13 protein-coding genes are annotated in these 19,526 nt (G+C 54.4%); 6 read left to right on the forward strand and 7 right to left on the reverse strand.

Going from position 1 to position 19,526, the window contains the following annotated elements:
* Nucleotides 1–2 precede the first annotated feature (2 nt).
* Together A6X21_RS16405 and A6X21_RS16410 are read right to left on the reverse strand one after the other, a co-directional pair.
* A complete protein-coding gene (locus tag A6X21_RS16405) occupies nucleotides 3–1,586 on the reverse strand; it encodes a hypothetical protein (protein WP_131818388.1) in 1,584 nt (527 codons plus the stop codon).
* 59 nt (nucleotides 1,587–1,645) lie between these two features.
* On the reverse strand, nucleotides 1,646–2,482 hold the full coding sequence (locus A6X21_RS16410; RefSeq protein ID WP_131818389.1) for a hypothetical protein: 837 nt from the start codon (nucleotides 2,480–2,482) through the stop codon (nucleotides 1,646–1,648).
* A 385-nt stretch (nucleotides 2,483–2,867) separates the two neighbouring features.
* On the opposite strand from A6X21_RS16410, the gene cobA reads away from it, so the two are divergent.
* Both cobA and A6X21_RS16425 read left to right on the forward strand, forming a co-directional pair.
* Entirely contained in the window at nucleotides 2,868–4,505 is a 1,638-nt protein-coding gene (gene cobA / locus A6X21_RS16420; protein WP_068849926.1) for a uroporphyrinogen-III C-methyltransferase, read from the forward strand.
* A gap of 213 nt (nucleotides 4,506–4,718) precedes the next feature.
* On the forward strand, nucleotides 4,719–6,752 hold the full coding sequence (locus tag A6X21_RS16425; RefSeq protein ID WP_068849840.1) for a redoxin domain-containing protein: 2,034 nt from the start codon (nucleotides 4,719–4,721) through the stop codon (nucleotides 6,750–6,752).
* 38 nt (nucleotides 6,753–6,790) lie between these two features.
* Here A6X21_RS16425 and A6X21_RS16430 read toward each other — a convergent pair whose 3' ends face one another.
* Nucleotides 6,791–7,087 (reverse strand): phosphoribosyl-ATP pyrophosphatase, encoded by a 297-nt coding sequence (locus A6X21_RS16430; protein ID WP_068849844.1) that lies wholly within the window; start codon nucleotides 7,085–7,087, stop codon nucleotides 6,791–6,793.
* A 45-nt stretch (nucleotides 7,088–7,132) separates the two neighbouring features.
* Nucleotides 7,133–7,579, reverse strand: coding sequence for an SRPBCC family protein (locus A6X21_RS16435; protein WP_068849847.1), 447 nt, complete (start codon nucleotides 7,577–7,579; stop codon nucleotides 7,133–7,135).
* Nucleotides 7,580–7,746: 167 nt separating this feature from the next.
* Between A6X21_RS16435 and miaA the strand changes: the two genes are divergently transcribed.
* Complete coding sequence (gene miaA / locus A6X21_RS16440; RefSeq protein ID WP_068849851.1) at nucleotides 7,747–8,715, forward strand: tRNA (adenosine(37)-N6)-dimethylallyltransferase MiaA; 969 nt, start codon at nucleotides 7,747–7,749, stop codon at nucleotides 8,713–8,715.
* 16 nt (nucleotides 8,716–8,731) lie between these two features.
* Here the strand turns inward: miaA and A6X21_RS16445 are convergent, their stop codons facing one another.
* Nucleotides 8,732–10,090, reverse strand: coding sequence for a hypothetical protein (locus A6X21_RS16445; RefSeq protein ID WP_131818390.1), 1,359 nt, complete (start codon nucleotides 10,088–10,090; stop codon nucleotides 8,732–8,734).
* Between the two features lie 218 nt (nucleotides 10,091–10,308).
* On the opposite strand from A6X21_RS16445, the gene A6X21_RS16450 reads away from it, so the two are divergent.
* The 3 genes from A6X21_RS16450 to A6X21_RS16460 all read left to right on the forward strand — a co-directional run bounded on the left by A6X21_RS16450 (nucleotide 10,309) and on the right by A6X21_RS16460 (nucleotide 15,871).
* Nucleotides 10,309–11,166, forward strand: a complete 858-nt coding sequence (locus A6X21_RS16450; protein WP_240490297.1) for an alpha/beta hydrolase — start codon at nucleotides 10,309–10,311, stop codon at nucleotides 11,164–11,166.
* A gap of 7 nt (nucleotides 11,167–11,173) precedes the next feature.
* Nucleotides 11,174–12,208, forward strand: a complete 1,035-nt coding sequence (locus A6X21_RS16455; protein WP_083233673.1) for a metallophosphoesterase family protein — start codon at nucleotides 11,174–11,176, stop codon at nucleotides 12,206–12,208.
* A gap of 99 nt (nucleotides 12,209–12,307) precedes the next feature.
* Nucleotides 12,308–15,871 carry a PVC-type heme-binding CxxCH protein gene (locus A6X21_RS16460; protein WP_068849859.1) on the forward strand — a complete coding sequence of 1,188 codons (3,564 nt, stop codon included), beginning with the start codon at nucleotides 12,308–12,310 and terminating at the stop codon, nucleotides 15,869–15,871.
* A gap of 6 nt (nucleotides 15,872–15,877) precedes the next feature.
* Here the strand turns inward: A6X21_RS16460 and A6X21_RS16465 are convergent, their stop codons facing one another.
* Together A6X21_RS16465 and A6X21_RS16470 are read right to left on the reverse strand one after the other, a co-directional pair.
* A complete protein-coding gene (locus A6X21_RS16465; protein WP_240490298.1) occupies nucleotides 15,878–17,257 on the reverse strand; it encodes a sulfatase family protein in 1,380 nt (459 codons plus the stop codon).
* Nucleotides 17,258–17,591: 334 nt separating this feature from the next.
* A complete protein-coding gene (locus A6X21_RS16470) occupies nucleotides 17,592–19,484 on the reverse strand; it encodes a sulfatase family protein (RefSeq protein ID WP_068849862.1) in 1,893 nt (630 codons plus the stop codon).
* Between the last annotated feature and the right edge of the window lie 42 nt (nucleotides 19,485–19,526).

The raw sequence follows: 19,526 nt of genomic DNA on the forward strand, positions 1-19,526 counted from the left end.
TTCTAGCGACGAGGTGGATTCAGAAAATCGACATTGAACTTCTTCATCATGTCGTCGCGAACAATGGCTCGATCATTGTTAATCGATTTCCAGATGGTCTCGCGCTCAGTCGTGCCTCTGGCAATCGCATCAGCCTGTCTGCCGCGAATTTCAGGGAAGTTGGTTTCGACATTCACAGTTCCCGGTGTCACCCAGGCTCCGCCCCAACCCCAGCCATTCCAGTTTCCACCCCAGCCACCATTCCATTGAACCTGGGGGGGAGTGACATCCACCCGGTACTCAGCGTAGCTGGCGACGCGTCCCATTTCTAATTGAATCCCGCGCAGCGACATTCCGATTTGTCTCAAGCGGGCACTGATCGAACGGCCATATCGGAGCAGATCCGGATCAACATTTCGAATGGGCAACTCGTCAATACGACGGGCAAAGTTGTCGTACCACGAGGCGACTCGCTGATAGTCGTGACCGCGCGATGCCTGGCGAAACAGATCATCGACAAGCTGATTCACTGTCTGGAAATAAGCAATTGATGCCGCCAGAGTTGCTTCCTCTGGAGTTTGTGCCGAGTGAGATTCGGGGAGCAAAGTTCCTGCACCCACACCACGAATCAATGAGAGCACCATACGCAGGCTGGCATCAGAAATCGTGTTCGATAAGGTCAGCACGCGACCGCTCAGTGTGGCTTTTGCAGTTTCAATTTCATCGAGATGAAAGCCATAGTCATCAAGGTAATTGACGAACACCTGCTGCAGTTCGCTGGCTGGTCTTGTGGGAGAGCGGGAGAAGCTCATTTTGATCGTCATATCAAGCTGACTGCTGGCATCGACATCGAATTCGATGAATTCGAGATCCGACAGAATCTGACCCATAATCCTGGCTTCGTTCTGTTTACCAGCAAAAGCCAGAGTTGACTGCAGATAGTTGGCTGCCACGACCGGGTCAAACGTGTCTCTCATATCGAGAGATAGCATAATGTGACTTTTGGACGAATCGATTTGGGTCTCGGCCCAGGATTTTTGCGGTGAGGCACCATTCAGAGTTTCAGTGGTATGACGCAGAAATCGACCGAGGTCATGCCTCGAGGCGGGCGAGAGGATTGCGAGGCGATTTCCAGGGAGTTGAGTCGCAATAGCATCGGAACTGAGAACCAGTACCGGGTGATTATTGACCTGTTGAATGACCCCGCCGGTTGGCTGGCTGAGTGTGCGAAGCGTCCACGTGCCCTGCATCTGGGCTAAGGCTAATGACCAGACGACCCGGTTATGATCGGGTTGAACATGTGCCGCACGCACCAGCATGGTGGCGTTGGTCGGGACAGTGGCAGCACCATTCAGGAAAGCCGCCTGATGTGCCTGTCTCCAGTTGGCAGCGCGTCCCATCGGGCTGTCGAGAAGTTCCTGAACGCGAATGACAGCGACGAGATTGGCTGTATCAGGAACCAGACTTCCCAGGACATTCAAAGGAGTTTGGGCAGGTTCCTGAGCCTGTGCTAATCGGCTTTGAACTCCTGCCAGCACCAGACCGAACATGAGGCAACTCGACAGCAGCGAAAATCCTGCGGTATGAGATCTAACGAGAAAATTCATTTGGCAGCCCTGAAGTTAGTCGATCGGTCTTCGCTCAGAACAGATTTGCAACTAGATATTTACGCTTTTCGAGGTGCTTTATCCACCTTTTCAGATTTTTTCGCGACGATCTTGGCTTTCGCCTTCGTCCCGGGCGTTAAAGTCGATTTTTTGGTCGGTTTGCCCTGTGCCGCTTTTCGCTTGGCCATCGAAGTCTCTGTCATTGAGCGATCCTTTACTGCAGGATTTCTCATCGCTTCCTGAATCCTCTGATACAACACCTCAAATTCCTGGTTACCCGGAGTGAGTTGACGGGCGGTATCGGCAAGAAACAGAGCCACTTCATAGTAGCGTCTTTCAAGATTGGCCTCGGCTGCCAGTGCATGAAGTTGATCATGCCAAGGATTGAGCGCCAGGCCTTCTTCGGCCAGTCGATCAATCCGGTGCCACTCCCGTTTCTTCTTCGCATCGGAAATGAGCACCACCAGACGGATAATCACACTGCTCGCATTGGGCGACCCGACCAGGTTTTGCCGATGCTTACGGCAAGCCGTCGCTCTTAGCGTTTTTCGATAAGGCAAACTCGATGGCGAACGATGGACGGCTTCTCGAAAGTGACTGAGAGCCAGTTCAAGGTCTCCTTTGGCAGAGGCCTTGGATCCTTCACGGAAATTTTGCGGTCCAGTCAGTTTCGCCATGGCGGCATTAACGGAATCGATCGCCTCGAGTGCTTCACGTCTTCCCGGGCGTGTCGTTCCTGTCCGCGCGGATGCCGATCGTCCATGCAGCGCCCTGGAAGGTGGTGGGTTACTTCCTCCACTGCGTCCGGCCCCCGAAGTCGATTTTCTGTCGGCCTTTTTCGGGCTGGTACTTCGCAGGGGATGCTTCGAACCTGAGAGTTTGCGCGAGGCTCTCACCCAGGGATCTGTCGCTTCTTCCTCCCTTGCATGAGGATCAGAATCCGTCTGTTGGGTTGCAGACCGATAAGGTCTCGGACGGTTCTCTGGAGAAGATGACCGGCCAGAACCAGTCTCACGTTTGGGCATATAGGAAAACTTTCGATTCCAGAGAACGGTTTTGATGGACCGTAAAAAGTCGGTAAGGATCTAACAGACGATGACTCTCGGAGTCATTTCGATTCAGAGAGTGTTGTTCATCGACAAAGGATGGAATTACCATAAAGATACACCACAAAGCCTCAAGATACGAAGGATCCCGTTTTCAGTCTTTATCCCAACCGTCGTAACGCTCTGGTTCAGGGACAAAAATGAAAAACTGGCCGCGTTGATCACCGGAAGACTCATGACGAATCGGATTGGAAAAGTTTATCTGGTCGGTGCCGGGCCGGGTGATGCGGGATTGTTGACCATTCGTGGCTGGCAATGTCTACAGGAGGCCCATCTGGTGTTGTATGACGGCCTCGTCAATCCACGGATTCTGAATTGGTCGCGTGGTGAGGCTGTTCGAAGCTGTCGCGCAGGTCGTTCGGCAGGTGGAGATCGCGCCATCAGCACACATCCGGGCTGGATTTCTCAATCGGAGATCAACTCCCGGATGATTGAAGCGGCACGCAATGGCCAGATCGTGGTGCGATTAAAGGGAGGCGATCCTTTTATCTTTGGGCGCGGCGGTGAAGAAGCGGCCGCTCTTGCTGAAGCGGGGATTCCGTTTGAAGTGGTTCCGGGAATTACAGCCGCCACTGCTGCAGCCGTCTATTCGGGTTTATCGCTGACGCATCGTGAGTGTGCCTCTGCGGTGGCATTCATTACAGGGCACGAGGATCCAGACAAAACTGAACAGACATTGAATTATCAGTCTCTGGCCAATTTTCCTGGCACGCTCGTCTTCTACATGGGTTTGCATCGCCTGGAGACGATCGCCAGAGCACTCATCGACGCCGGCAAGCCGGCAGAGACACCTGCCATGGTTGTGAGTCAGGCGACTACATCTCGTCAGCAAATGGTGGAAGCGACTCTGGCGGATATCGCTGCCAGGGCCAAACAGGCCAATCTCCTGGCACCATCACTTGCCATGATCGGTAATGCGATTGAATGGCGAACGCCTGCTGCCTGGTTTGAAGAGCGGCCACTTCGCAACCTGAGAATTGCGATTCCCAGACCACTCGAACAGGGGGAACTCACGGCCCTCGAATGTGAGCAATTGGGAGGTTCTCCGCTGCTGATGCCCACCATCTCGATCTCGTCCATCGATGATTGGGCCCTCGTCGATGGAATCATTGACCGTATCGCAGAATTCGATTGGATCATTTTCACCAGTGTGAATGGTGTGCGTTGTTTCATGCAGCATTTGTGGAAACGCGGGCTGGATGGTCGCAAACTGGCAAGCTGCCGACTTGCCGTCATTGGTGCGAGCACTGCTGCCGAACTGGAGAAATGGCATCTTCGTGCCGACTTTGTGCCCTCTCAGTTTCGCGGAGAAGTCCTTGCGGAAGAACTCACCCAGCAATTCCCATCTGGAAAAGCGATCTGGTTCCGGGCGAATCGTGGACGGGAAGTCATTCCCGAACGACTTCAAAAAGCAGGCTGGTCAATAGAAACGGCGGTGGTCTATCGCAATGAGGATGTGACCAGTTGGCCGACAGATTTCTGGGAAAAACTCTCCCGTAAAGAACTCGATTGGATTGCCTTGAGCAGCCCATCGATTGCCAGGAATTGGAAAAAACTACTTGATGCTTATTTGAGAGAATCTGGCCACAATGCGTCAGAGTTCATCAATGTGGCTCGATTTGTAAGCATCAGTCCGGTGACGACACAAGCCGCCATCGAAGCTGGGTTATCGATTTCTGCGGAAGCCAGTCCATTCACCTGGGAAGGTATCTTTCGGGCCATTGCACATGCCGAAGGAAGACCATGGATTAACGCTTCCACCAGCCTGGCCATGCCGACGATTGGCAGTTTTTCCCCAGGTGAGGAAAGTTAGCGTGTCTTAATTCTCTGTGCGCTCACATTCCGCTCTTCCCAAAAACCGCGGGATGACTGAAAACTCTGGAGAACCCACCATTCTGCCAGGTGTTCCTGTATTGAAACCCGGAGCACTTTTCCTGGGTAAGTCCTTTTGAGTCACAGGGAACTGTGCTGACAGGTGTTGGTAGGGCAGCCAAAAGATAGTGAACAGATTTCAGGGCCATCAGTTATGAGCGGATCGACACCATCTTTCCTGAAGCCACTGGTTTGCCTCGCGGGATTCATGTCAGGATCCTGGGCGGCACTTCCGACTTTTGCGGTGGAAAACACGCCGCAGGCGGCTGCCACTGCCGAGAGCCCGCAGGGAAAGTTGACTGCTCTTTCCGAGCTGACTGATAAAACCTGGAAAGATGTCGAAGGAAACGTCTGGACGTTTCCGAAATCGGAAGCATCACCCGTCGTGGTGGTGGCCTTTCTGGGAACAGAGTGTCCTTTGGCTTTGCAATATGCCAAGACGTTGAATCTCCTTGCGGAACGATTTGCGGATCGGGGCGTACAATTCGTGGGGGTTAACGCCAATCCTCAAGATTCGCTGGCCGAAATTCAGGCCCAAGCCCGTCGCCAAAAACTGAGCTACCCGATTCTGAAGGATACCCATCAAGACTGGCTCAAGGCGTTAGGGGCCGAACGAACACCTCAAGTGGTCGTGCTCGATCAAAACCGCGTCATTCGCTATAGCGGTCGAATCGACGATCAGCACGGGATTGGGAAATCAAGGCCAGCTCCGACTCGCGAAGATCTGGCTTTGGCTGTCGAACAGATTCTGGCAAAGAAAAACGTCGAAATCAGCAAGACCGAAGTTATTGGCTGCCTGATTGGCCGCTTGAGTTCGCCGAAGGCAGAGCCTCAAGTGACATGGGCCAAAGACATCGCACCGATCCTCGATGCCCATTGTGTCGAGTGCCATCGTCCCGGTGAGATTGGGCCTTTCAGCCTGGTTCACTACGAAGAGGCTGCGGGTTGGGCCGAAATGATTGCCGAAGTGACCAGTGAGCGAAGAATGCCGCCCTGGCATGCGGAGGAGTCGCACGCCAAATTCCTCAATGAACGGAGGCTCTCTCAAAAGGAAATTGACACATTGAAGCAATGGGTCGCCGAAGGGACCCCGGCAGGAGACATTTCGCAAAGACCTCCTTTGCCAGTTTTCACCAATGGTTGGCAATTACCACGTCAGCCGGATCAGGTGGTGTGGATGAGCGAGCGGCCGTACTCTGTCAAGTCGACCGGCGAAGTCAAATATCAATATTTCTCGGCAGATCCTGGCATCACCGAAGATCGCTGGATCTCGGGTGTTGAGGTTCAACCCGGGAACCGGGCTGTTGTCCATCACGTCATTGTGTTCCTGAGTGAGGATGGCAAAAAGTTTGATCACGATAAGCAGTTTCTGGTGGCGTATGTGCCTGGATTGAGATTGAAGCCACTCCCGGAAGGCTATGCCAAACGTATCCCGAAGGGTTCCAAGTTTATTTTTCAGGTACATTACACTCCCAATGGCGAGGCCCAGGAAGATCGCACAAAAGTCGGGCTGATCTTTGCTGATCCCGCCAAAGTCACGCATGAAGTCAAGACGGAAAGTGTGGCTCAGCTCCGTTTTCGATTAGAGCCGTACAAAGACAATCAGCGCGTCGACGCCAGGCCCACAAAAGCTCCCGTCGAGCTGGAATTGCTGTCGATGTCACCTCACATGCATCTCCGGGGGAAGTCATTCCGTTACGAATTGCAGTCACCCGGTGGGGAACGGCAAGTTGTGCTGAATGTTCCCCATTACGACTTCAACTGGCAGACACAGTATCGCCTGGCAGAACCGATCAAAGTGGCTCGCGGCTCAACTCTCTTCGCCTCGGCGACATTTGATAATTCACCAGATAATCTCGCCAACCCTGACCCTTCCAAAGTCGTCACCTGGGGGGATCAATCCTGGGAAGAGATGATGATTGGCTACTTTGACATCGCGATCCCCCGCTCAACAGCAGAGACTGCCAACCTCATGACCGACTGGCTCGATTCCAAAGAGGGGCCCCGCAAACTTCTCAAAGCTCTCGATCGCAATGGAAATGGGGAGGTCGATGAGAGCGAGGTTCAGTCTGGCCATCGACAGTTTCTCAAGCAGATCGATGCCGACAACTCTGGTGGGTTGAGTGAGGAAGAACTGCGCAGTAACTGGACGAAAGTGCTCAAAGCGATTTCTGCGAAAAAATCATGATCGCCGGCCTGTGAAGATCACCGAATTGAAGTGATGGCTCACCGCAGATCAAAGCGCTGCGTGAGTTCTCGCTCAACCGTGCTCAAGTCATGTCCGTAGGCCTTGAGCAGCAGCATCCAGTGGAACAACACGTTGGCGGCTGCTGCAGGAACGTCGCCCGGGTTCCCTGCATCCTCTTCCGCACAGGCTTCGACCATCTGGTAGGCCTTTTCGACCAGCGTTGTGGCCATCATATGATGACCCGCCTGCGAAAGTTCCGTCACGTAAGACCCGGCGGGGAGTTCCATGAGCCGGTGTTCCAACTGTGCTTCGAGCCGCTTGAGCAAATCACTCATCAAGTCTACCTCAGGTTCCCGTGCGAATGGTTGACTTTCGAGTGTTTACGAGAACGCCTTGACCAGCATCTGACGGCGGTAAGCAAAGGCATCTTCCAGTTGATCGAGAATCTTGTCGGCAGTGACCATCAGACCAATCAGGCCTCCCGGTGGCTCAAACTCAATTCGATTTTTCAGCACGCACAACTCATCATCCTGCTGCTCGATGATGTAATCGTGAATGTAACTTTTAATGGGGCCTTTGATCAGTTCTTCGCGAAAGCCCACGGGAGCATTAAAGACCGTGATCTTCTGCTCAAGTTGCTGGACGACGCCGTAAGCCTGAACTCGACAGACCATGATGCTGCCGAGAGATAACACTTCGGGAGCTTCCACAAAGACCAGACCAGCTTCTGGAGGACTCAGCGAGGCGAGATTCTTTGGACGTGAGATAAAGTCGAAGATTTTTTCCGGTGCTGCAGGAAGCTGAACCTGACTCTCAAACTGTGGCATGTCAAAACCTTCGTAGTAAACCTGCAGTTCTTTGGTTCAACAACAGCCGTCGATTGCGGTCCCTTTCAAGGTTCAGCAAACCACAGCCACTGTTATGATGGGCAGAATGCTGCCCTGCGAACTGAGTGCAGTGTATGCCACCACCCTGCTGTTGAAAACCACTCGCTATGCAGTTTCCCGCAGAACTTCTCAACCAGTGCTGGTTTCTGACCGGGGCGACCGCCAGTGGAAAGACCGCAGTCTCTCTCGAACTGGCAGAAATGCTCGATGCAGAAATCATCGCTCTCGATTCGATGACACTGTATCGAAAAATGGACATCGGTACAGCGAAGCCCTCCGTCACGGAGCGTCTGGCGAGGCCGCACTATTTGTTCGACGTCATTGATCCGTGGGAAGAATTCAGTGTGGCGGAGTATCTGAAAAATGCTCATCAGGTGGCGGAAGAGATTGTCCAGCGCAACAAGACCCCGCTGTTTGTCGGTGGAGCGGGGTTGTATTTGAGGAGTCTGCTGCGGGGAGTTTTTAATGGCCCGGCGGCTGATTGGGAACTTCGCAAGAAGTGGGAGGTTTTGGCGATCACACAGGGAAATCAGGCCGTTCATGACCTTCTGGCCCAATGTGATCCTCCGGCAGCGGCTCGATTGCATGTGAATGATTTGAGGCGAGTGATCCGTGCCCTAGAGGTTTTTGAGCTCACTGGCATTCCGTTGTCTGCGCAACAGAATCAACCGCCAGTCGAAGGGATCCACAAAGTCTTTGCTTTGATGCCCCCTCGAGGCTGGTTAGCCGAACGCATCGAACGGAGATTAACGCAGATGGTCGAGCAAGGGCTGGTTGCGGAAAATCTCAGACTCATGGAACTCGAACGCCCTCTCAGCCATACCGCCCGACAGGCACTGGGCTACAAAGAAATTCTCGATTGGCTGGAAACCCTGAGTCCTGAAGCTCGACACCCGGAACTCTCTCTCCCTGAATCTGTGTTTATCACCATGCGCGATCGCACACGACAGTTTGCCAAGCGACAGGAAACGTGGTTTCGTAATCTGGAAGAATGTCGGCAATTCCCTATCGATCCCGAGGACAATCCAGTCATGATTGCTCGCCGGATCATCAATGCTGCCGAGAATTCCCAGTGACTTTGCCAAGACGGGATCAATCCTCGGGAATGTGCGTCCTGCGGATCAATGGCTGTAAGAGTTTGACGAGATAGATCGCGGCAGGGATCGCCAGGAGAGGCTCAATGGGGGCCCGCATCCGCGCATTGCTGAAGTAGAAAACATGGGGCAGCATCACCAGGCAGACAGTACCAACCAACCAGACGCCAAAAACTCGATGACTGCGAAGGAGTTCAATAGTTCCTAAACAGGCCATCATGGCGAACAGGCCATAGCTGAAGAACAACAGTTCCATGAGTCCCCACGGCACTCGATTCTGGAACATGCTTTGAGGGACTGGGCTCCAGAAAAATGCCATCCGGAGCAGAGCGCTGCGAGTAAAGGCTTCAGGATTGCGGCGGATGGTTTGCCAGGCCCAGCCCTGCTGAAGTTTGTCTTGCTCGACTTCGCTGAGCCCATCGAGTTTTTCGCGGTTTCTGGCTTCCCATTCACGAAATTTTTCATCAGGCCAGATGGAAGTTCCTTTGATCTCTTCGAGCTCTTGTATGACAGGATTATTGGCCAGCCAGAGTGTGTAACCTCCATGTGTTGTGGTGACGATGGGTTCACCCATCACCAGTTGATTTCGAGTCATCCAGATTCCGGGAGCGATCAAAGCAAATCCTGCAAGGATCATCACGATGCGCAGAAATAATCGCGGTGAACGGTGTGGTGCGTGTTGGCTGCCGATCCATCCCATGCCAATGAGGAACCATGGTAGCAGCAGAAGGAGTGCGGGCCTGGCCAATGGGGCGCACCCAGCCATGAGACCAGCCAGCATCAATCGGGAGAGTGTCAGAGATGCGGGATGGATCAATGCCTGAGCCAACTGCAGCGACAACAGCATGATCAGCGTGGCGGCTAAAATTTCCGTCATCGGCTGCGTCGAGTAGAGCAGCAGTAAAGGATCTATTGCGACAATCATGCCCGCCCAGCCACCCGCCGCATGCCATCCATCTCTTGTGTCTTCACCGCTGGCACGATCGATCGTCAACAGTTGAGTTGTTCGAATCGTCGCCCAGGTGAGCACGAGAGAGAGTGACAACTGCAGTATGGCCACAGCCCACGTGACATTTGCCAGCCACAACAACGGTGCCAGAAGCAGTGGGAAAAGTGGTGGCCGAAACGCTGTGGGAACTCCACCCGGCCCGCAAAACCCTTCGCCATGCACCAGATTTTGAGCCAGCAGGAGATAAGCATCCCGATCAATCGCTAGAGACTCGGGCTTCAAAACCATCCAGCCCACGCGGAGGATCAAGGTCAACGCCAAAGCTGTCCAGCACAGCCAGTCAAGACGGAATGTCGATGATGGCTGGGCAGCGGATGGCGGTTGATGCTGGGTCAAAAAAGAATTCATTGACAGAGTCACTGTCCAGTAAAGTTTGCCCGTTGGCACGAGATCAATCGCTGAGAACCAAAGTGAAACCAGATCGATACGATCTGCTGGGCAGTTGATCATGAGCGATTTTCACGGTCAACTCATGGGGAACGCATATCGAGTGTGATTTGAAACTGAGTGGACGCAACAGAGCATTTATCAGGAGAACAATGATGGCAAGTTTCTGGAATCAAGGATTGATTATACTCTCCCTCTGGATGGGCCTTCAGCATGCAGTTACGGCAGCCGATTCTACCGTAAAGATTACGCCCGATGTGGTCTATGGTCATAAAGATGGTCTGGCGATGACGCTGGATGTCTTTACTCCCTCTGAAAATGCCAATGGAGCGGGGGTGATCTTTATCGTCAGCGGTGGCTGGTATTCGCAGTGGTCACCACCCGAAAAGCTGCATGGTATGCTCAAGCCACTGACCGACGCAGGCTACACGGTATTTGCCGTACGCCACGGCAGCAGCCCGAAATATGGCATTCCCGATGCCGTCGCCGACGTCCGCCGCAGTGTGCGATTTATTCGTCTGAATGCCAAACAGTTTGGAATTTCCCCCAACCGCCTGGGAGTCTTTGGCATCAGCGCTGGCGGCCATCTTTCACTCACGCTGGGCACCACAGGAGACGATGGTCGTGCGAACGATCCCGATCCCATCAATCGGGTGAGTGATCGTGTTCAGGCCGTCGCAGCGTTTGTGGCCCCCACGGATCTGACGATTATGGTACGCGAGGCCAAAGACCGGCTCCCCGCTTACGATCGATTTCCTGCTCTGGATCTCGACCTGGCGGCAGCGAAGAAACTTTCACCCCTGTTACAAGTTTCTGCCGATGACGCGCCGACTTTGCTCCTCGCTGGGGCCAAAGATGATCTGGTTCCCGTCTCACACAGCCAGAACATCAAAGCGGCTTTCGAGCAGACGCAAGTTCCCAATCGATTGGTGGAGTTTCCTGAGGCAGGCCATGGCTTACCTCCTGCAGACATGAAACAGGCGATTCAAGAAATGCTGAGCTGGTTCAACAAGCATCTTGCCCAACCATCAACATGATCAGCCAATGCCAGGCTTTCCCTCGTTTCTATTTAAGACTCAACACAGCACGACATTCCTGGAGCGACTCCTGATGACAAATATCAGTCGGCGGACATTTCTGGCCACAAGTTCCTGTGTCGTCACTTTACCCGCCCTGGTGACCCAGGCGCAGGAGCAGACAGCACCACTTCGTTTTGGGGTGATTACAGATCTCCATCAGGACATTATCCCCGATGCTCCTGATCGTTTGAGAGCGTTTGTCGAAGCGATGACATTGGCAAACGTCGATTTTATCTGCCAACTGGGCGATTTTTGTATCCCCAAACCTGCAAACCAGCCCCTCATGAAGATCTGGAACGCATTCCCGGGGCCTAAATACCATGTGCTGGGTAATCATGACATGGACGCCGGTTACAAACCTCAGGTCACTGCCGAGTTCTATGGTATGCCTGCCAGGTACTATGCGTTTTCTGCAAAAGGGGTGCGATTCATTGTTCTGGATGGAAATGAACCGGGGGGCCAGAAATCGGGATATGCCCGGTACATTGGACCGGATCAAATCGCGTGGTTGAAAACGGAGCTTGAGAAATCCAGCGAACCCGTCATCGTGCTCATCCACCAACCTCTGGAAACAGATTCAGGCATCGAAAACCATGCGGCAATCCAGAAGATTCTCGAAGGGACGTTATCAAACAAATCGCCCGTAGTGGCTGTATTCGCAGGTCATTTGCATCAGGATTACGTTCGCCCCGTCAACGGGATTCCTTACATCCAGATCAACAGTGCGGCCTACCACTGGATGGGAGATCAATTCGCACATGAAAGTTACTCCCCAGAGATTCACAAACAGCATCCTCACCTGAAAAGTACCTGCCCGTATCAGGATCCTTTATGGGCGATGGTGACGGTCGATCTTGCCGGGCGAACACTCAAAATCGAAGGGCTAAAAACGACGTGGGTCGGGCAATCTCCCTGGGAACTGGGTGCGACTGAGAAAAGTCATCCGCCGGAAATTGTCCGGCCAGCCATCAGTGACCAGCAGGTCAGCCTGATTCGCTGAAGTAGAGAATTCAGAGGCTTGAGGACTGTGGCGGTGCAAAGTCCCTCGATGTAACATGCATGTGTTGCTGCTTATGCGTTTCTCACTGAGGCACCTCCCATGGATTGTCGCTTTCCGATTGGATTACTTTTGAGCCGCAAAATTCCAGGTGGCTTACTGCTCGGTTTATTGTTTCTCGGAACGTGGACATCGCTCAATGCGCAGGTGATTCCTCATCGTCAGGAGAAGCCGCCCAACGATCCTCGCGACGCAACGACTGCTGCGAAGCTGATGACGGTGCCGGAAGGCTTCACGGTGGAAGTCGTCGCCAGCGAACCGGAGATCGTCAATCCGGTGGCGATGGCGATCGACGAGAAGGGCCGTTTCTGGATCACGGAGTCACTGGAGTATCCCAGGCACAGTGCCGGGCCAGGGCGGGACCGCGTCAAGATTCTCGAAGACACCGATGGCGACGGAAGGGCTGACAAGTTCACAGTTTTCCTCGATGGGCTGAACATTCCCTCGGCCGTCCAAGTCGGGCATGGCGGTGTCTGGATTGCGAATGCACCTGACATTCTTTTTGTACCGGATGCCAATCGGGATGGTGTACCCGACGGCCCGGCTCAAGTCGTGGTGACCGGTTTTGGCCGCGACGATACCCACGAGTTACCAAACTCTTTGACCTGGGGGCCGGATGGCTGGCTCTATGGGCTCAATGGCGTCTTCAATCCCAGCCACGTCAAGTATGGTAAAGACAATCCGAATTTTGCTGAGGCCGAGCGGGAGAAACATCCCGGTTGGAAATTCACGGTGGCGATGTTCCGCATTCATCCGCAAACTCGCGAATTCCAGGTCTTCTGCGAAGGGACAAGCAACCCGTGGGGGATCGCCTTCAATGACGAAGGCGAAGCGTTCATCAGCGCCTGCGTCATCGACCACCTGTGGCATCTCGTCGAAACCGGTTACTACCACCGGCAGGGCGGGCCTTATCCGCCGCACACATGGAAGATTGAATCGATCGTCAAGCACAAGCACCAGAAGGCGGCGTATTGCGGCATCACCTGGTTCGACAGCGACGCTTACCCCGAGCAGTACCGCAAGAAGCTCTACATGGGGAACATCCATGGCGGATGTATCAATGTCGACCGTATTGAGCGCAATGGCTCGACCTACGCGGGCTTCGGCGAACCTGATTTCCTGACAGCGAACGATGCCTGGTTCATGCCGGTGGTGCAGAAGACCGGCCCAGACGGCTCGCTTTACATCCTCGACTGGTACGACCGCTATCATTGCTATCAGGATGCCAACCGCGATCCAGAAGGGATCGACCGGCTCAAAGGGCGGCTCTATCGCGTGCGATACAAGGAGACTCCTCGGAAGGCGAACTTCGACTTGGCATCACTCGGCGACGACGAGTTGTTTCAACTACTGGAAAGCCCGAACGTCTGGACACGCGGGACTGCTCAGCGGATTCTGGAAGAGAGAATGTGGGCAGGCGGGGAAAGTGCGAAACGCATTCAGTCTCTCGGAATGTCTCGATCCAATGGGAAGCTCACAACCGATTTTGGGCGTCATGCGGCCTTTCGAGTTGCCACCAACGGGCCAACCTATAACGAAGTTCATTGCAAGCAGTCTTTACATCATCCGGACCCAGTTATTCGTGCCTGGAGCTATCGGACACTTCTATCGATCATCCCTCGTTTAAATGCTTCCAGCACGATGGATTCCAACGAACTGATTGGCATCGTGATCCCGTACGGAATGCTTGATAAAGATCAGATTGTTCGGGTGCAGGCATGGATCACCGCCACTCGTGCCGCAGAGCAGGGCATTCTCAGTGACGATGTCCATGAGGCGATTAAAAAAGGATCAAAAGCTCTGGGAAACGACCCTCATGCTCATCGGCTGGCGTGGCAGACGGTCAAGGCTTTTTATGGCCGTCGACCAGAGCTCCTGGGTGATCTCCTCGCTGCGCCGGAATACCGGTCGAGTGCCTTGGCGCAATCATTGGATGGCCGGTTGATGGACTGGGTCTTGTCGCAACCGCAGCCGGATGCAGTCGTGCTGCAAACGATTCTTGCCACCGATGCGGCGAGTGAATCAGCCCGGCAGGTGCTGAGCGTGCTGGCAACGCAGATCCAGACGCGGCAGTTGGCGGGTGAGCGTTTGGCGGCGGTACGCAAGTCGGTTGGGCCGGTCATCCAGAAAATCGTGGCCGATCCCTCCAGCCGCAACTTTGTACCAGCCGCGCTTCTGGCGACAACCTGGGGCGACTCAGACGGGTATGCAGCCGCCCGTAGAGTGCTGGAAACGTCCACCTTCAAAGACGAGGAGCGACTGGCGGCCGCTGGTGCTCTCGTGGCGGCTGGTCAGGATGAAGTGCTGCGGAGCGTGGCTGCCATATTCGATGGCAAGCCGCCCGCTGCGAGCGATTTCAAGGGGAAGCTGCTGGCAACTTTGTCGCGGCTGGATGATCCCGAAGTTGGCGCATTCGCCCTAGCCTACTATCCGAAGCTTACCACCGATCTGCAGCCCAAGGCCATCGAACTGCTCACCCAGCGACCGACATGGGCTGCGGCTCTATTGGCAGCGATGGAGAAGAAGCAGATTCCCGCGTCAGCTCTCAGTTCACTTCAAGCACGACGGATCGCGGATCTCGGGGATGAACTGCTTTCCAAGCGGCTGGGTGAAGTGTGGGGACAGGTGCGTTCAGGTCGCGACCCGCAACGGGAACGAGTGGTTGCCGAGATGCGACATCTTGTTCGCACCACACCGGGGGACGCGGTGAAAGGCCAGCTCATCTTCAGCAAGGTGTGCGGGCAATGCCACAAGATGTACGGCGAAGGGGCAGAGGTCGGGCCGGAGATCACACTCAATGGGCGAAACGATTACACGCAATTGCTCTCGAACATCTTCGACCCGAACCTCGTCATTGGTGCGGGTTATCGCTCGTGTACGGTGATCACCGACGATGGCCGGGCGCTAAGCGGTTTATTGGCTGAGGATTCTCCGGAGCGGGTCGTCCTGAAGGTGCAGGGGGGGAAGGTAGAGATCATTCCCCGGACCACGATCGAAGAATACAAGCTGAGTGAACTCTCGCTGATGCCCGAGGGGATTGAGAAGCAGTTGTCGCGTCAGGAGATCGCGGATTTAATGGCGTATGTTATCCTTGATAAGCCACCGGGTGACCCGAGTGCACGGCAACTGCCAGGAGCGTTCGAAGTCTCGCCTCGCGAATCGACAAACGCCGCGGAATTCGGGGCGATCTTCCAGACTGTCGCGCCGGGTTTTGCGGAGGTTTCCTCCGGACTCAACGGAGTGGGATTGCTGAAGGAATACGGCGGTCAAAAAGTCGTCGTGCGGACTCATCCCGTCGATCAGAAGCGACCGATGGTGGCCAGGGGAGTCTTCGACCTCCCTGCCGACAAGCCCAGCCGGCTACTCGTTCATGTGGCAAACGACACCCGAGGCGACTTCCGGCTGGTGGTCAAAGTCAACGGAAAGGTGATCCATGAAGAGATCATCGGCAAGTCAACGACCGAGAATGGCTGGGCCCGCCGGGAGATCGATCTGGCTTCGTTCGCGGGGACACAGCCTGTGATCGAAGTTCTCAATGAAGCGAACAACTGGGCCTACGAATTCGCTTATTGGGGCGAACTCCGGGTCACCAGCGAGGCGAAGTAGGGAGAGTCATTTGGCTTGATCTCGAAGTTTCGCGAAGCGTTCACGAAGATCACGCAAAGTGTCGAGTGACTTTTCATCCGAGGCCAAGTTCTGTTCCTCGCGAGGGTCGATTGTGAGATGAAAGAGTTCTTCCTGCTGAAAGTCTGGCCAATACAGGTACTTCCACTCGGGCGTTACGAGAGCCTGTGATGAAGGGATAAACGAAATGTCGCGGATCGTCGAATGCTCGTAGAAGAAGTCGGTTCGCCAACTTTTGGCGGCTGCCTGTCTTGAAGTGGGCGTTCCCAGATAGAGTGGAGACATGTCCTGGCCCTGCATCCGCTGGGTGGGCTCGGCACCCGCGGCGCGAAGAATCGTCGGCGCGAGATCGACATTCAGCGTCTGGGCATTATTCGTGGTTCCCGCCAGCGATTTGTCCATCCGGGGATCGACGATCACCAGCGGCACGCGGATACTTTCTTCGTAAGGATACCACTTATCGGCGAGGCCTTTTTCAGCGTGGAAGTAGCCGTTGTCCGTGGTGAAGAGGATGAGCGTGTTGTCCGCCAACCCCTCCGCTTTCAATCGATCGAGAATCCGGCCGCAGGCAGCGTCGACTTCCGTGATCAGGCGGTAGTAGTTTTTCATTGATGTCTGGAAGGCTGCTTCATTAGAGAACCTTAATGACCAGCGGCGGCGGCCCTCCTGCTTGTCGTTCGCCAGGAAGGGTGGCAGATTTCGAAAAGCCTGCTCGTTGGCTGTTGCAGGTACTGGAATGATGTCATTGACATACAGCGACATGCTGTTCGGTTGCGGCAAATATTGCGCGGGTGAAGGGTCGTCGGCGTGAGGGGCGAAGAAGGCAACTGTCAGGCAGAAGGGTTTTTCCTGCGGGCGGCTTTCGAAGAAATCGAGGGCATCCTGCTCCTGGAGGGCAGTGATATGGATCTTTTCGCCTTGCTTACCGGCTTCTCCACGAGCTGGGACCCAATGCCTCGTTGCTGAAATGCGGCTGTAATCATAGTTGGCAGTGGGGAACTTACCGTTGTGCCACTTGCCGACATGGGCCACGTGATAGCCCCTATCACGAAGGATCGCGGGATAGGTTTCGGCCCAGGGAGTTTTGAACATCTCGAAGGCCGGATTGCCATGACGAGACATCCATTGGCCTGTGAGAAGCGTGGCGCGGGAGACGCCGCAGATGGAGGTGGTCACAGCATTACGCGGAAAGCGGATTCCCCTGGCTGCAAGGGCGTCGATGTGGGGTGTCTGGATGATGGAGTTGCCGGCACAGCCGAGCGAGTCAAAACGCCAGTCATCGGCGTAAAGGACCACGATGTTCAGCGGCTGAGCAGCAGTCTCGGCCGCGAGGAGAGGGCCGCTGATCGTAAGTCCCAACAAGAACAAGATCGCAATCTGAAGGATTCGCCCACTTGTATACAAGGTTTATAGTCCTTAGTAGGGTCCGCTGTGCGGACCATGTTTGGCCTTTGTTTGTCGCCACGAAGCTTTCTGACTATCTGGCGACACAATTGAGCAATGACTGTATTGGTTCATCGATTATGGTCCGCACAGCGGACCCTACTACGGCCATCATGAAGACATGGTGTGATGACTTTCGTAGGGTCCGCTGTGCGAACCATGTTGCGTTGTCAGGTCTCGTTAAAAATAGTGGTTAGTATGTCGGCATATTCGAGTCGTGATTTGCATGGAGCAGGAAAAATGGTCCGCACAGCCGATCCTACTTCCTCGATGTTCGACGTTCTTTCAGTTCCTTGAGATTCAGGAGCAATCGAGGAATGTACGGACTGAAACGCTGGTCAGGCAGCTTGAGGTTGGCAGTGTTCATCAGCAGAAGATCGTCCCAGAGTGACTGGCCTCGATCTCCCAGAGCTTCAATCGCAGTCAGTGCGCTGATCGAGGTCAGTACATCACTCTTTTCGGGAGTGGCTAAGGTTTTGAGCAAAGCGAGCCCCTGGGCCTGCTCGGCTGAAGAACCTGCGAGCACAGCCAGTTGTGCAGCGACAATCTGCACCGAGGGTGATTCATCGTTCATCAATGGCAAAACAGCCGGCCAAGGGATTGGCTCGCCCCGCTGCTGACGAATGAGCAGGCCGATGAGGCCCCAGTAGCGAACACCCGATTCGGTATCACTGAGAAATTTTGTCAGTTCCTCAATTTTTGACACTTTGGAGGCCGCAACATCAGCCGCCTCGATTGTCTTTTCGAGGGCAAATGTCTCCGGGCGATGGCCCAGTCCCCAGGGAGTGGTTAGTTTTGACCGGCGGTGCATCTCTTCTTCTGGAAGGTAGCAGACATCGCGGACTCGCACATTCTGATCGAACAGAACCTTTCGAAAGCGGGCGATGGTCTCGGCGTGTGCAGGATCAAGTGCCAGGTTGACAACCTCATCCGGATCGCTGGTGAGATCGTAAAGTTCTTCGGGTTCACGAGGCGTGACCCACATGGCGGACTGTGCAGGATTGAGCTTCCCTTGATCGAATAATGTCTTCCAGGCCACAGTCGTCGGTGTCTGAAACTGGTACTCCAGATACTGGCCATGGGGAAGATGCAGCAGGTAATTCCGCAGATAGACATAACGACCATCTGTTACACTGCGAACGTGATCGGGCCGCTCATCCATGCGTCCGCGAACGCCAAACAGGTACTGGGGGGCTGGAGCGGTGTAAGGACCGGCAAAAGCATGACCTTGCATGTAGGCGGGTGGCTGGATATTCGCCAGACTCAGAATTGTGGGAGCCAGGTCGACAAAACTGATCAATCGGTCAGAAACACCGCCGGCACGATAATCTGCGGGAGCCAGATGGCGATACTTTTCGGGGAAGTAAACGACAAAGGGGACCTGCAACCCGGTATTCCCGGCCCAGCGTTTGTTTCTGGGCATGCCACTGCCGTGATCTGCGTAGTAAAAGACAATGGTCTCCTCCGCGAGGCCGGCCTCTGCCAGTTCGAGAAGGTGAATACCGGCGTCGGCATCGGCAGCACTCACCTGGTCGTAATACTGTGCCCAGTCCTGGCGAACCTCGGGAGTCTCCGGATGGTACTTGGGAATGCGGACATCAGCAGGGTTGGTTATGGCCTGATGAGGTCGTTTGCGAATCTGGCTTTCATGACTTTTCGTCGAATTGAAGACTGCAAAGAAAGGCTGTCCACGTTTACGATTCTTCCAATGAGCATTCGCCCCCGATTTATCCCATGGGGGAACCGCCTTGGGGACGTTGTAGTCTTCTTTCGAGTTGTTTGTTGTGTAATAGCCAGCTTTGCGCAAATAAGCCGGGAAGAGCAGTTGCTCTTCCGGCCAAGGAACCATCGATCGCATGTGAAGCGCACCACTGGCGGATGGGTAAACTCCAGTGATGATGGCTGTTCGAGCGGGTGCACAGACAGGCACCACCGACCACGCCATGCGAAACCGCATCCCTTTTTTGGCTAACTGATCGACATGAGGAGTGCGTGCGAGTGAATCACCATAACAACCCATATGCGGCCCGTGGTCTTCACTTGTCAGCCACAAGATGTTTGGAAGCCTGGTCGATTCCTGCTGAGCCATGGCCGACCTGCCAGCCAGGCAATCAACAACGAGTAATGCAAGAACGATAAAAAAGTATCTCATGGGGAATATCTCAGGTGAAGCGGCTTCGCGAATGTTGAACAA

This window comes from Planctopirus hydrillae (assembly GCF_001707835.1).
Lineage (GTDB): Bacteria > Planctomycetota > Planctomycetia > Planctomycetales > Planctomycetaceae > Planctopirus > Planctopirus hydrillae.

Coding starts and splice junctions, on each gene's coding strand:
- A6X21_RS16405 (WP_131818388.1), bottom strand. CDS start 1,586: ATGAATTTTCTCGTTAGATCTCATACCGCAGGATTTTCGCTGCTGTCG.
- A6X21_RS16460 (WP_068849859.1), top strand. CDS start 12,308: ATGGATTGTCGCTTTCCGATTGGATTACTTTTGAGCCGCAAAATTCCA.
- A6X21_RS16470 (WP_068849862.1), bottom strand. CDS start 19,484: ATGAGATACTTTTTTATCGTTCTTGCATTACTCGTTGTTGATTGCCTG.
- A6X21_RS16445 (WP_131818390.1), bottom strand. CDS start 10,090: ATGAATTCTTTTTTGACCCAGCATCAACCGCCATCCGCTGCCCAGCCA.
- A6X21_RS16435 (WP_068849847.1), bottom strand. CDS start 7,579: ATGCCACAGTTTGAGAGTCAGGTTCAGCTTCCTGCAGCACCGGAAAAA.
- A6X21_RS16455 (WP_083233673.1), top strand. CDS start 11,174: ATGCCAGGCTTTCCCTCGTTTCTATTTAAGACTCAACACAGCACGACA.
- A6X21_RS16425 (WP_068849840.1), top strand. CDS start 4,719: ATGAGCGGATCGACACCATCTTTCCTGAAGCCACTGGTTTGCCTCGCG.
- cobA (WP_068849926.1), top strand. CDS start 2,868: ATGACGAATCGGATTGGAAAAGTTTATCTGGTCGGTGCCGGGCCGGGT.
- miaA (WP_068849851.1), top strand. CDS start 7,747: ATGCAGTTTCCCGCAGAACTTCTCAACCAGTGCTGGTTTCTGACCGGG.
- A6X21_RS16430 (WP_068849844.1), bottom strand. CDS start 7,087: ATGAGTGATTTGCTCAAGCGGCTCGAAGCACAGTTGGAACACCGGCTC.